At 69.3% G+C, this 13,288-nt stretch carries 10 protein-coding genes; 1 reads left to right on the top strand and 9 read right to left on the bottom strand.

From position 1 onward, the window contains the following. Position 1: 1 nt before the first annotated feature. From gap to KY498_RS01180, 7 genes are all read right to left on the bottom strand, one after another. A complete protein-coding gene (gene gap / locus KY498_RS01210) occupies positions 2-1,012 on the bottom strand; it encodes a type I glyceraldehyde-3-phosphate dehydrogenase (protein WP_060958707.1) in 1,011 nt (336 codons plus the stop codon). 139 nt (positions 1,013-1,151) lie between these two features. After that, positions 1,152-1,781 (bottom strand): superoxide dismutase, encoded by a 630-nt coding sequence (locus KY498_RS01205; RefSeq protein ID WP_060958708.1) that lies wholly within the window; start codon positions 1,779-1,781, stop codon positions 1,152-1,154. A gap of 144 nt (positions 1,782-1,925) precedes the next feature. Then, the gene (whiA, locus tag KY498_RS01200; protein WP_060958709.1) at positions 1,926-2,903 is read right to left on the bottom strand and encodes a DNA-binding protein WhiA; all 978 of its coding nucleotides are present in this window, start codon (positions 2,901-2,903) and stop codon (positions 1,926-1,928) included. 39 nt (positions 2,904-2,942) lie between these two features. Continuing rightward, complete coding sequence (gene rapZ / locus KY498_RS01195) at positions 2,943-3,773, bottom strand: RNase adapter RapZ (protein WP_375140954.1); 831 nt, start codon at positions 3,771-3,773, stop codon at positions 2,943-2,945. Positions 3,774-3,864: 91 nt separating this feature from the next. Beyond that, positions 3,865-5,784, bottom strand: a complete 1,920-nt coding sequence (gene uvrC / locus KY498_RS01190) for an excinuclease ABC subunit UvrC (RefSeq protein ID WP_191008675.1) — start codon at positions 5,782-5,784, stop codon at positions 3,865-3,867. 1 nt (position 5,785) lies between these two features. Then, positions 5,786-8,704, bottom strand: a complete 2,919-nt coding sequence (gene uvrA / locus KY498_RS01185) for an excinuclease ABC subunit UvrA (protein ID WP_191008676.1) — start codon at positions 8,702-8,704, stop codon at positions 5,786-5,788. Between the two features lie 61 nt (positions 8,705-8,765). Next, positions 8,766-9,203, bottom strand: coding sequence for a MarR family winged helix-turn-helix transcriptional regulator (locus KY498_RS01180; RefSeq protein WP_101306459.1), 438 nt, complete (start codon positions 9,201-9,203; stop codon positions 8,766-8,768). Positions 9,204-9,241: 38 nt separating this feature from the next. Between KY498_RS01180 and KY498_RS01175 the strand changes: the two genes are divergently transcribed. Next, a complete protein-coding gene (locus tag KY498_RS01175; protein ID WP_191008677.1) occupies positions 9,242-9,478 on the top strand; it encodes a hypothetical protein in 237 nt (78 codons plus the stop codon). A gap of 48 nt (positions 9,479-9,526) precedes the next feature. On the opposite strand, the gene KY498_RS01170 is transcribed toward KY498_RS01175, so the two are convergent. Then, positions 9,527-11,137, bottom strand: coding sequence for a UDP-N-acetylmuramoyl-L-alanyl-D-glutamate--2,6-diaminopimelate ligase (locus KY498_RS01170; protein WP_191008678.1), 1,611 nt, complete (start codon positions 11,135-11,137; stop codon positions 9,527-9,529). Between the two features lie 67 nt (positions 11,138-11,204). Beyond that, on the bottom strand, positions 11,205-13,274 hold the full coding sequence (uvrB, locus tag KY498_RS01165; protein ID WP_060958714.1) for an excinuclease ABC subunit UvrB: 2,070 nt from the start codon (positions 13,272-13,274) through the stop codon (positions 11,205-11,207). Between the last annotated feature and the right edge of the window lie 14 nt (positions 13,275-13,288).

Genomic DNA, 13,288 nt, shown 5'->3' with positions numbered 1-13,288 from the left:
CTCAGAGCTTGTCGGCGACGAGCTCGGTGAGGTCGACGAGGCGGTTCGAGTAGCCCCACTCGTTGTCGTACCACGACGAGACCTTGACGAGGTTGCCCGAGACGTTCGTCTGGCCCGCGTCGAACACCGACGAGTGCGGGTCGAGCTGGATGTCGCTGGAGACGATGGCGTCCTCGTTGTACTTGAGGTAGCCGACGAGCTCGCCCTCCGCGGCAGCCTTCTTGTAGGCCGCGTTGATGACCTCGGCGGTCAGGCCCTCGGTGGGCGTGATGATCGTGAGGTCGACGATCGAGCCGGTGGGAACCGGCACGCGGTACGACGAGCCGCTCAGCTTGCCGTTGAGCTCGGGCAGCACGAGGCCGATGGCCTTGGCGGCACCCGTCGAGGCCGGGACGATGTTGATCGCGGCGGCGCGCGCACGGTGCAGGTCGCTGTGCGGGCCGTCCTGCAGGTTCTGGTCGGCCGTGTAGGCGTGCGCGGTCATCATGAAGCCGCGCTCGATGCCGAAGTTGTCGTTGAAGACCTTGGCCAGCGGCGCGAGGCAGTTCGTGGTGCACGACGCGTTGGAGATGATGTTCATCGTCGCCGAGTCGTACTCGCCGTCGTTGACGCCCATGACGAAGGTGCCGTCGACATCCGTGCCGGGGGCCGAGATGATGACCTTCTTGGCGCCGCCGTCGAGGTGCTTCTTGGCATCGGCGGCCTTGGTGAAGCGGCCGGTCGACTCGATGACGATGTCGACACCGAGCTCGCCCCAGGGGAGGTTCGCCGGGTCACGCTCTTCGAAGACCTTGATGGCCTTGCCGTTGACGGTGATGGAGTCGGCGTCGTACGAGACCTCCGCGTCGAGGCGGCCGCCGACGGAGTCGTACTTCAGCAGGTGGGCGAGGGTCTTGTTGTCGGTGAGGTCGTTCACCGCCACGATGTCGAGGTCAGCCCCCTGCTCGAGCGCGGCACGGAGGAAGTTGCGGCCGATACGGCCGAAGCCGTTGATTCCGATCTTGACAGACACGTTGTCTCCCGGTTCATGTCGCGACGGCGACGGCGTTTCGACGCGCCAGTCGCGAACTTGGTGTGTGAAGGAAAAAGGATGCCGGGTCACCTGCCCGTCGCCGGGAGGGACCCGGCATCCTCACCTGGTCATGAGACTACTACTTGAGCAGTCCGGCCGTCTTCTCGCGCGCCGTCGAAAAGCGCTCTGCGACGTTGCCCCAGTTCGCGATGTTCCACACGGCCTTGACGTAGTCCGCCTTGACGTTGAGGTAGTCGAGGTAGAAGGCGTGCTCCCACATGTCGAGCTGGAAGATCGGGACGGTGCCCTGCGCCGTGTTGGACTGCTGGTCGAAGAGCTGCTGGATGATCAGCTGCTCGCCGATCGGGTCCCAGCTCAGCACCGCCCAGCCGGAGCCCTGGATGCCGGTCGCGGCGGCCGTGAAGTGCGCCTGGAACTTCTCGAAGCCGCCGAAGAACTCCTCGATCGCGGCCTTCAGCTCGCCCTCCGGCTGTCCGCCGCCGCCGTCGTTCGCGGGCGCCAGGTTGGTCCAGAAGATCGAGTGGTTGACGTGGCCTCCGAGGTTGAACGCGAGGTCCTTCTCGAGCTTGTTCACGTTGGCCAGGTTGCCGCTCTCGCGGGCCTCCGCCAGCTGCTCGAGCGCCGTGTTGGCTCCCGTGACGTACGCCTGGTGGTGCTTGTCGTGGTGGAGCTGCATGATCTTGCCGCTGATGTGCGGTTCGAGGGCTGCGAAGTCGTAGGGGAGGTCGGGCAGCGTGTAGATCGCCATGTTCTCTTCTTCCTGTCGTCGGCGCCGCAACTGCGCTGCGGCGATGGGACATTGCCATCCTATTGAGGTGCAACACTGCCGGCAGGGGGTTGTTCCCACCGCGACCGACGTGTACCGCCGCGCACGCGCCCCGTGACGCGGGGGTCAGTCCTCGAGGCCCTCGGGCACGGCGGAGTCCGTACCGGGGATGCCGGTGCTCACGGCCTTCTTGTCGGCCATCGCGAGCAGACGCCGGATCCGGCCGGCGACGGCATCCTTCGTCAGCGGGGGGTCGGCGTGGTGGCCGAGCTCGTCGAGGCTCGCGTCGCGGTGGGACAGCCGCAGCTCCCCCGCCTCGCGCAGATGCTCGGGGACGTCGTCTCCCAGGATCTCCAGTGCGCGCTCGACGCGGGCGCAGGCCGCGACGGCCGCCTGCGCGGAACGACGCAGGTTGGCATCGTCGAAGTTGACCAGACGGTTGACGCCGGCGCGCACCTCGCGGCGCTGACGCATCTCCTCCCAGGCCTGGGCGGTGCGCACGGCACCCATCTCGGCCAGGGCGATACGGATCGCCTCGCCGTCGCGGACGACGACCCGGGGAACGCCGCGGACCTCGCGGGCCTTCGCCGCGATGCCGATGCGATGGCCGGCGCCGACGAGCGCCATGGCCGCCTCGCCGGAGGGGCAGGCGATCTCGAGCGCCGCCGAGCGTCCGGGGTCGGAGAGGGTGCCGCTGGCCAGGAACGCGCCGCGCCAGACCGCCGCGAGGTCGTGGCGCGCCCCCGTGGTGAGCTTGTTGGGCAGGCCGCGCACCGGGCGACGGCGCGCGTCGAGCAGTCCCGTCTGTCGGGCGAGGGTCTCGCCGCCCTCGATGACGCGCACGGCGAAGTGCCCGCCGGCGCGGCCGCCCGAGGCCTGCACGCGGTGCAGCTCGGGGCGCACGCCGTACAGCTCCATGATGTCGCGAGCGACGCGACGGGCGAGCGGATCCGTCTCGAGCTCGGCCTCCACGGCCACGCGTCCCGCGATCGAGTGCAGGCCGCCGGAGAAGCGCAGGATCGCGGTGAGTTCGGCCACCCGCGCCGTGGGACGAGGGTCGCGGACCGCGGCCAGCTCGGACTTCACGTCAACGGTCGGCGACACGGCGATCCTTCGTTCGGGGGGCGGGGACAAACATCCAGCCTACTCGCGACCGAGGTCGCGATGCTTCACCCGTACGGCCACACCCGGCACCTGCGACAGGCGGTCGGCCAGCTCGATCGCCGTCACGACCGAGCGGTGCTTGCCGCCCGTGCACCCGACGGCGATAACGGAGTGGCGCTTGTTCTCGCGCTGGTAGCCCGCGAGGACGGGGCGCAGGGCCGTCGCGTACGCGTCGATGAACTCGCGCGCGCCCTCCTGCGCGAGCACGTAGTCGCGCACGGGCTCCTCCTCGCCGGTGTGCCCCTTCAGCTCCGGGATCCAGAACGGGTTCGGCAGAAAACGCATGTCGGCGACGAGGTCGACGTCGGTGGGGAGGCCGTACTTGAAACCGAAGCTCATGACGGTGATCGTGTGCCGCGCCGCGCCCTCCTCGCTGAAGAGGTCGACGACGCGGTTCGCCAGCTGGTGGATGTTCATCGCGCTCGTGTCGATGATGACGTCGGCGCTCTCGCGGATGACCGCCAGCCGCTCGCGCTCGCGCTGGATGCCGTCGAGGATCGTGCCGTCGCCCTGCAGCGGATGCGGGCGCCGGACCGACTCGAATCGGCGCACGAGCACGTCGTCGCCCGCGTCGAGGAACAGCACGCGCAGCTGACGACCCGCGCGCAGGGCGCTGGTGACCGCCGGCAACGCCTGGAAGAGGTCGCGGCCGCGCACATCGACGACCGCCGCGAGCTTCGGCAGCGCCCCGCCGGCCATCTCGGTGAGTTCGAGCAGCGGCCCCAGCATCTGGGGCGGGAGGTTGTCGACGACGTACCAGTCGAGGTCTTCGAGGGCGTTGGCCGCGGTCGTGCGACCGGCACCGGACATGCCCGTGACGATCAGCACCTCGCCGGCGGGCTGGTCATCTGCCACGTGCACTCCCCAGGACTGATCGCATGCCGATCCGGATACGAACAGCCTATCGATTCGCGAGGCGCTGCTCGATCGCCGCCGCGAGCTTCGGCCCGATGCCGGGTAGGGCGGTCATCTCGTCGGCCGTCGCGGCGCTCAGCGCGGTGACGGAGCCGAAGTGACGCAGCAGGGCCTTGATGCGCGCGTCACCGAGTCCCGGCACCTCACCGAGCACGGTCGAGATGTCGCGCTTGCGACGCTTGCGCTGGTGCGTGATCGCGAAGCGATGGGCCTCGTCTCGCAGGCGCTGCAGGAGGTAGAGCGCCTCGGAGGTGCGCGGCAGGATCACGGGGTAGTCCTCCCCCGGCAGCCAGATCTCCTCGAGCCGCTTCGCGATGCCGCACAGGGCGATCTCGGTGTGCCCGGCATCCTCGAGCGCCCGCGCCGCCGCCGCGACCTGCGGCGCGCCGCCGTCGACCACGAGTAGCTGCGGGCGGTAGGCGAAGCGCGGACGCTTGCGCTCCGTGACGACGGGGGCGTCCGGATCGGCATCCGGGTCGCCCTCCACGGCGACCGTGGCGGCATCCGGCAGCGCCTCGTCGCGGTCGATGTGGGCGAGCCGACGAGTCAGCACCTGGTAGAGCGAGTCGGTGTCGTCCGTGGTCTCGGGAACGCCGAACGATCGGTACTGGTCCTTCCTCGGCAGACCATCCTCGAAGACGACCATGGAGGCGACCACGTTCGTGCCGGACAGGTGCGACACGTCGTAGCACTCGATGCGCAGCGGCGCCTCGTCCATCCCGAGCGCGATCTGCAGATCGGTGAGGGCCTTCGTGCGCGCCGTGTAGTCGGACGTGCGGCGGGTCTTGTGCAGCAGGAGCGCCTGCTGCGCGTTGAGCGTCGCCGTCCGCATGAGATCGGCCTTGCGACCGCGCTGCGCGACCTGGAGGGTGACCCGCTTGCCCCGACGCTCCTGCAGCCACTGCTCGAGGTCGGCGGCGTCGTCGGGCAGCGTCGGCACCAGCACCTGCCGCGGGATGTCCGCCGCCGTCGCGGAGCCGTAGGTGCGCTGCACCACCTGGTCGACGAGGTCGGCGCCCGAGATGTCGAGCTCCTTGTCGATCGTCGTGGCGCGCACACCCCGCACCCGGCCGCCGCGCACGACGAAGTGCTGCACGGCGGCCGACAACTCGTCTTCGGCGATGCCGAACAGGTCGGCGTCCGTGTCCTCCGCGAGCACGAGCGAGCTGCGGCTGAGGACGGCGTCGATCGCCTGGAGACGATCGCGGTAGAGCGCCGCGGACTCGTAGTCCATCTCCGCCGAGGCCTCGCGCATGCGGGCGGTCAGCTCGCGCGCGAACCGCTGGTCTCCGCCGGACAGGAACGCGACGAAGTCGTCGACGATCGCCCGGTGCTCCTCGATCGTCACCTTCATCGAGCAGGGGCCCCCGCACCGACCGATCTGCCCGGGGAAGCACGGCCGCCCGGTGGCCATCGCCTTCTTGTACGAGGCGTCGGAGCAGGTGCGGATCGGGAACACCTTGATCATCAGATCGATGGTGTCGTGCACCGCCCACACCTTCGGATAGGGCCCGAAGTAGCGCGCTCCGGGGATGCGCCGATTGCGGGTCACGATGACGCGGGGCGCCTCGTCGGCCAGCGTGATCGCCATGTACGGGTAGGACTTGTCGTCCTTGTAGCGCACGTTGAACGGAGGCGAGAACTCCTGGATCCACATGTACTCGAGCTGCAACGACTCGACGTCGCTGGCGACGACGGTCCACTCCACGGATGCCGCGGTCAGCACCATCCGGCGCGTGCGCTCGTGGAGGGTGTGCAGCGGGGCGAAGTAGTTCGACAGCCGCGCCCGGAGGTTCTTCGCCTTGCCGACGTACAGCACGCGGCCGTCGGCGTCGCGGAACCGGTACACGCCGGGCTGGGTCGGGATCTCTCCCGGCCGCGGCTTGTACGGCAGGTCGGACGCCACCTCAGCCCGCCTTCCGCACCGGCCCCCGAGCCTTCGCCGCGGCGCCGGCCCGCTCGCGCTCGGATGCCAGGATCTCCGCGAGGAAGGCGCCGGTGTGGCTCTCCTCGACGCCGGCAACCTGCTCGGGCGTGCCCGTGGCGACGATGCGACCGCCGCCCGATCCGCCCTCGGGCCCCAGGTCGATGATCCAGTCCGCCGACTTGATCACGTCGAGGTTGTGCTCGATGACGACGACCGTGTTGCCCTTGTCGACGAGCCCGCCGAGCACCTGCAGCAGGCGCGACACGTCCTCGAAGTGCAGTCCGGTCGTGGGCTCGTCGAGCACGTAGATGCTGCGGCCGTTCGAGCGCCGCTGGAGCTCGGTGGCGAGCTTGACCCGCTGCGCCTCACCGCCGGAGAGGGTGGTGGCCGACTGCCCCAGCCGTACGTATCCGAGGCCGACGTCGACGAGGGTCTTCAGGAAGCGGTGGATGGCCTGGATGGGTTCGAAGAACTCCGCGGCCTCGGAGATGGGCATCTCCAGCACCTCGGCGATGTTCTTGCCCTTGTAGTGCACCGCGAGCGTGTCGCGGTTGTACCGCTTGCCGTGGCAGACCTCGCAGTCGACGTAGACGTCGGGCAGGAAGTTCATCTCGATCTTGATCGTGCCGTCGCCGGAGCACGCCTCGCAGCGTCCGCCCTTGACGTTGAAGCTGAACCGGCCCGGCTGGTAGCCCCGGGCCTTCGCCTCGGGGGTCTCGCTGAACAGCGTCCGGATGCGGTCGAAGACGCCCGTGTAGGTCGCCGGGTTCGAGCGCGGGGTGCGGCCGATCGGCGCCTGGTCGACGTGCACGACCTTGTCGAGGTTGTCGAGCCCGGTCACGCGGGTGTGCTTGCCCGCCACGCGACGCGCGCCGTTGAGCTTGGTGGCGAGCACCTCGTAGAGGATGCCGTTGACCAGCGTCGACTTGCCGGAGCCGCTGACGCCGGTGACCGCCGTGAGGACGCCGAGCGGGAACTCCGCGGTCACGTTCTGGAGGTTGTTCTCGCGCGCGCCGACGACGGTCAGCATCCGCTTCTTGTCGATCTTGCGGCGCTTCTTGGGGGTCGCGATCGCCCGACGGCCGCTCAGGTAGGCGCCGGTGAGGGATCGTTCCTCCTCGAGCAGGGAGGCCAGGGGGCCGGAGTGCACGACCTCGCCGCCGTCCACACCGGCGCGCGGTCCGATGTCGACGACCCAGTCCGAGGCGTGGACCGTCTCCTCGTCGTGCTCGACGACGATCAGCGTGTTGCCCAGGTCTTTCAGGCGGACCAGGGTCTCGATCAGGCGCCGGTTGTCGCGCTGGTGCAGACCGATCGACGGCTCGTCGAGGACGTACAGGACGCCGGTCAGCCCCGACCCGATCTGGGTGGCGAGACGGATGCGCTGCGCCTCGCCGCCCGACAGCGACCCGGCCGATCGGCCCAGGCTCAGGTAGTTCAGTCCGACCTGGACCAGGAAGTCCAACCGGGCGCGGATCTCCCGCAGCACGGCCGCGGCGATCTTGGACTCACGATCGGTCAGCTCGAGCTGCGCGAAGTAGTCCTGCGCCTCCGCGAGGCTCATCCGCGAGGCGTCGGCGATCGAGCGGTCGTGCACGAGCACGGCGAGCACCTCGGGCTTGAGCCGGTCGCCGTGGCAGACGGGGCAGGGCACCTCGCGCAGGTACTCCGCCCATCGCTGACGCTGCGTGTCGGTCTCGGCCTGGGTGTACTGCCGCTCGATGTACGGCACCACGCCCTCGAAGCCCGAGGAATACCGCATCTCGCGGCCGTAGCGGTTGCGCCACTTCACGGTGACCTTGTAGTTCTCGCCGCGCAGGATCGCGTCCTGCACGTCGGTGGAGAGGTCGCGCCAGGGGGTGTCGAGGGAGAAGTCGAGGTCGTCGGCGAGACCCACGAGCAGTCGCTCGTAGTACTGGTAGAGGCCCTTGCCCTGCGTGGTCCACGGGATGATGACGCCCTCGTTGATCGAGAGGTCCTCGTCACCGAGCATGAGCTCGACGTCGACCGACATCCGGGTGCCGAGCCCGGAGCACGCCGGGCAGGCGCCGAAGGGCGCGTTGAAGGAGAACGTGCGCGGTTCGATCTCCGTGAGCTGCAGGGGGTGGCCGTTCGGACAGGCGAGCTTCTCGCTGAAGCTCACCCAGGCGTCATCGCCCTCCTCGTCGACGAAGTTGACCTGGACGATGCCGCCGGCCAGCCCGAGGGCCGTCTCGACCGAGTCGGTGATGCGGCCCAGGATGTCGGGGCTCGCGACGAGGCGGTCGACGACGACCGCGATGTCGTGCTTGTAGCTCTTCTTGAGGGTGGGCGGCTCGGCGAGCTGGATGAGGTCGCCGTCGACGACGGCGCGCGCGTAGCCCTTGGCCGACAACTCCTTGAAGAGGTCGACGAACTCGCCCTTCTTCTGCGAGACGACGGGCGCCACGATCTGGTAGCGCGTGCGCTCCGGCAGCTCCATCAGCTGATCGGCGATCTGCTGCACCGTCTGCCGCTGGATCTGCGCGCCGCACTCGGGACAGTGCGGGATGCCGATGCGCGCCCAGAGCAGGCGCATGTAGTCGTGGATCTCCGTGATCGTGCCCACGGTCGAGCGGGGGTTGCGGTTGGTCGACTTCTGGTCGATGGAGACGGCGGGGCTCAAGCCCTCGATGAAGTCGACGTCGGGACGGTCGACCTGGCCGAGGAACTGACGCGCGTACGCGCTGAGCGACTCGACGTAGCGGCGCTGACCCTCCGCGAAGATCGTGTCGAACGCGAGGCTCGATTTGCCCGAACCGGACAGCCCGGTGAAGACGACGAGGGCGTCCCGAGGGATGTCCAGATCGACGTTCTTGAGGTTGTGGACGCGGGCTCCGCGGACGCTGAGTTTCGACGAGGCGACAGGGACGATGGGCACCGCACAAGTCTAGGTGGGGCCTCCGACACCGGATCCGACGTGCGCTGTCGGCGTAGCCGGTTCAGTCGATCCGACGCCCCGCGAACGGCGCGAGACCGTCGCGGAGCGCCGCGAGCTCGGTGGCGTCGACCCCCACCCGTGCCATGATCTGCCCGGGAACGTCGAGGGCCTCGGTGCGCAGGGCACGCCCCTCGGCCGTGAGCGCGATCTCGAGGACGCGCTCGTCATCCGCCCGGCGCGTGCGCGAGACCCTGCCCTGCGCCTCCAGACGCTTGACGAGCGGCGAGAGCGTCGCGGGCTCCATCGCGAGCTCGTCGGCCAGCGCGCTCAGCGAGCGCGGTGAGCTCTCCCACAGCGCGAGCATCACGAGGTACTGGGGATGCGTCAGGCCGAGGGGCTCGAGCACGGGCCGATAGATCGAGACGACGTTGCGGGCCGCCGTCACGAGCGCGAAGCAGAGCTGGTTCTCCAGCTTCAGGAGGTCGTCGCGAGAATCCACGCCGCCAGTCTAGTCGAATCGTTAGTACACTAATCTTCATGACACGAAACGATCCGGATCGCCCTCCGCTGCGCGAGCGGGTCCGCGAGGCCGGCGGCTGGTACACGTACCTCAACACGCGCCTGATCCGTTTCGCGGGACCGGCCTCGGTGGGCCCCTACGACGTCGAGCCGGAGCCCCCCCGCGCCGAGCGCGCGTGCCCGCTATGCGGAGCGCCGATGTCGCAGCACACGTTCGACCGCAGCGGCCCGAAGCCCCTCATGCACTGCCCCTGACGCACTGCCCCTGAGGCACTCCCCCGACGCCGGACGACCGCCGGACGGTCAGCCCTCGGATGCCGCGGCCGCCGCGGCGGCACGCCGCCGCTGCAGGGCCCACTCGACCTCGTCGGGGTCGCTGTGCGGGACGATCACGCCGTCGCGCATGATCTGGTGACGCTCGTCGCCCTTGCCGACGATCGCGATCAGGTCCCCCTCCTCCGCCAGCTCGACCGCCTTGTGGATCGCCTCGGCGCGTCCCGCGACGTCGAAGACCTGTGCGCGCGAGCCCCGGGTGCCCGCGACCACCGCGCGGCGGATCGTCGCGGGATCCTCGTCGGCCGGGTTGTCGTCGGTGACGATCACGATGTCCGAGGCCATCGCCGCGAACCGGCCCATGAGAGGCCGCTTGTGCATGTCGCGGTTGCCGTTGGAGCCGATCACCGTGATGATCCGCGCCGGAGTGAGCGGGCGCATGGCGCGCAGGAGGGCGTTGATCGCCTCGGGCTTGTGACCGGCGTCGATGACGACCTGGAAGGGCGCGTCGACCGGCACGAACTGCACGCGGCCCTCGACGCCGGTGAACGTCGCGATGCCCGCGACCGACGCCGACAGCGGATGCCCGACGATGTCGAGCGCCGCTACGGCGGCGACGATGTTGCTGACGCTGAACTCGCCGACCATCGGCGTCGTGAAGCGGGCCGACTGCCCCTCGGGCCCCACGACCGTGAAGGAGGATCCGTGCAGGCCGAGCTCGACGTCGACCGCCCGCCAGTCCGCCTCTCGGCCGGTGACCGAATACGACTGCGTGTGCAGCTCGGGGTCGGCGTGCAGGCGACGGCCGGCGCGGTCGTCGACGTTCACCAGGCCGACACCCGACATCGCGCTCGTCAGCAGCTCGCGCTTGGCCAGGAGGTAGGCCTCCTGCGTGCCGTGGAAGTCGCGGTGGTCGTGACCGAGGTTGAGGAACACGCCGACGTCGAAGTGGAGCCCGGCGACCCGATTCATCGTGATCGCGTGGCTGGACACCTCCGACGACACCACCTCGACCCCGCGCTCGCGCATGAGAGCCAAGAGGGCCTGCATCTGCGGAGCTTCCGGGGTCGTCAGCGTGGACGGCACCGCGACGCCGTCGATGCGGGTCCCCATCGAACCGATCACGCCGCTGCGGACCGAGCCGCGCGCGGCGTCCACGAGATAGGTCGTCGAGGTCTTCCCCTGCGTGCCGGTGATGCCGATGGTCTTCAGCGCCTGCGCGGGGTACCCGTAGAACCAGGCGGCGAGCCCACCGAGGAACCGGCGCGGGTGCTCGTCGACGACGATGCGGGCGAGCTGGTCCAGGCCGGGTGTCTCCGCGATGATCGCGGCTCCCTCGGCATCCGTGAGCACCGCGGCGGCGCCGGCGGCGACCGCGTCCGCCACGAAGCGTGCGCCGTGGGTGCGCGCTCCCGGCTGGGCGAGGAAGAGGTCGCCCTCGCGGGTCGACGCGGTCGTCAGCGAGATCCCCGTCACGGTCGCCGACTCCGTCACACGTGCGCTCGGAAGCCGGGCCGCAACCTCATCCAGGGTGCGCGGCCTCACGTGGTCGGGTCGGTTGACGACGGCCGCGACGGCCCCCGCCGTACTGCTCGTTCCCGCGTCCGAGGGTTCCGGCGCGCAGGACTGCTCGATACTCACTCGGTGACGATAGCAAACCGATAGCCACCTCCCATGAACGCGCGCCGTGCGTTCCTGGGCGTGCCGCTCAGGCGTGTCCGGCGCGCTCCATCGCGCGCAGCTCCTTCTTGAGGTCCTGCACCTCGTCGCGCAACCGGGCGGCGAGCTCGAACTTCAGCTCGCCCGCGGCCGCCAGCATCTGGTTGGACAGATCCTCGATGGTGGCCTCCAACTGCATCGCGCCCTCCGCCGCGATGCCCTCGCGCCGCAGACGCGGCGTCGGAGAGCCGGCGCGACCGCCACCGCCCTTGCGAGCGAGCATCTCCCTCGTGTCGGAGGCCTCGCGGGCCAGCACATCGGTGATGTCGGCGATCTTCTTGCGCAACGGCTGCGGGTCGATGCCGTGCGCCGTGTTGTAGGCGATCTGCTTCTCTCGCCGACGCTCGGTCTCGTCGATCGCCAACCGCATCGAGTCGGTCATGTTGTCCGCGTACATGTGCACCTCGCCCGACACGTTGCGGGCCGCACGTCCGATCGTCTGGATGAGCGACGTTCCGCTGCGAAGGAAGCCCTCCTTGTCGGCGTCGAGGATCGCGACGAGCGAGACCTCGGGCAGATCCAGGCCCTCGCGCAGCAGGTTGATGCCGACCAGCACGTCGTACACGCCCTGCCGCAGCTCCGTGAGCAGCTCGACGCGTCGCAACGTGTCGACGTCGGAGTGTAGATACCGCACGCGGACCCCGTGCTCACCCAGGAAGTCGGTCAGCTCCTCCGCCATCTTCTTGGTCAACGTCGTGACCAGGACGCGCTCGTCGCGTTCGACGCGCCGGCGGATCTCCTCCAGGAGGTCGTCGATCTGTCCCTTGGAGGGCTTCACGATGATCTGCGGATCGACCAGACCGGTGGGGCGGATGATCTGCTCGACCACGCCGTCCGCGATGCCCATCTCGTACCGCCCGGGAGTCGCCGAGAGGTAGACCGTCTGTCCGACACGGTTCTTGAACTCGTCGAAGCGCAACGGCCGGTTGTCCAGGGCGCTCGGCAGACGGAAGCCGTGATCGACGAGCGTGCGCTTGCGCGAGGCATCCCCCTCGTACATCGCACCGATCTGCGGCACCGTCACGTGCGACTCGTCGATGACGAGCAGGAAGTCGTCGGGGAAGAAGTCGAGGAGGGTGTGGGGCGGCTCGCCCGGCTCGCGACCGTCCATGTGGCGCGAGTAGTTCTCGATGCCCGAGCAGAAGCCGAGCTGCTGCAGCATCTCGAGGTCGAAGGTCGTCCGCATCCGCAGCCGCTGCGCCTCCAGCAGCTTCCCCTGCCCCTCCAGCTCGGCCAGTCGCTCGGCCAGCTCCGATTCGATGGTGCCGATCGCCCGGTGGACGGTCTCGGTGCCGGCGACGTAGTGCGACGCGGGGAAGATCGGCACGCTGTCGAGCTTCTGCACGACGTCACCCGTCAGCGGGTGCAGCATGTACAGCGCCTCGATCTCGTCCCCGAAGAGCTCGATGCGGACGGCGTACTCCTCGTACACGGGGATGATCTCGATCGTGTCGCCGCGCACGCGGAAGTTGCCGCGGGAGAAGTCGACGTCGTTGCGGTTGTACTGCATCGCGATGAACTTGCGGATGAGGGCGTCGCGGTCGTACCGCTCCCCCACCTGCAGGGCCACCATGGCGCGCAGATACTCCTCGGGCGCCCCGAGGCCGTAGATGCACGAGACCGTGCTGACGACGATGACGTCGCGTCGGCTCAGCAGGGCGTTCGTCGTCGAGTGGCGCAGCCGCTCCACCTCGGCGTTGACCGACGAGTCCTTCTCGATGAACGTGTCCGTCTGCGGGACGTAGGCCTCGGGCTGGTAGTAGTCGTAGTAGCTGACGAAATACTCCACCGCGTTGTGCGGCATGAGCTCACGGAACTCGTTGGCCAGCTGCGCGGCGAGCGTCTTGTTGTGGGCGAGCACGAGCGTCGGCCGCTGCACCTGTTCGACGAGCCAGGCGGTCGTCGCCGACTTGCCGGTTCCCGTCGCGCCGAGCAGCACGACGTCGGTCTCTCCCGCGTTGATGCGCGCGGCCAGGTCGGCGATGGCCTGAGGCTGATCGCCGCTGGGCGCGTACTCGCTGACGACCTCGAACGGCCGGACGGATCGCGTGGTCTGCATTCCTCCAGCGTACG

This window comes from Microbacterium sp. PAMC21962 (assembly GCF_019443465.1).
GTDB lineage: Bacteria > Actinomycetota > Actinomycetes > Actinomycetales > Microbacteriaceae > Microbacterium > Microbacterium hominis.
Note: the sequence above shows the minus strand (reverse complement) of the source record. Positions and strands in the feature narration are given on the sequence as shown.

What these genes read in the sequence shown, in the direction of transcription:
- KY498_RS01205 (WP_060958708.1), bottom strand. Translation starts at nt 1,781, where the DNA reads ATGGCGATCTACACGCTGCCCGACCTCCCCTACGACTTCGCAGCCCTC.
- rapZ (WP_375140954.1), bottom strand. Translation starts at nt 3,773, where the DNA reads ATGTCCGGTGCCGGTCGCACGACCGCGGCCAACGCCCTCGAAGACCTC.
- KY498_RS01175 (WP_191008677.1), top strand. Translation starts at nt 9,242, where the DNA reads ATGACACGAAACGATCCGGATCGCCCTCCGCTGCGCGAGCGGGTCCGC.
- uvrB (WP_060958714.1), bottom strand. Translation starts at nt 13,274, where the DNA reads ATGCAGACCACGCGATCCGTCCGGCCGTTCGAGGTCGTCAGCGAGTAC.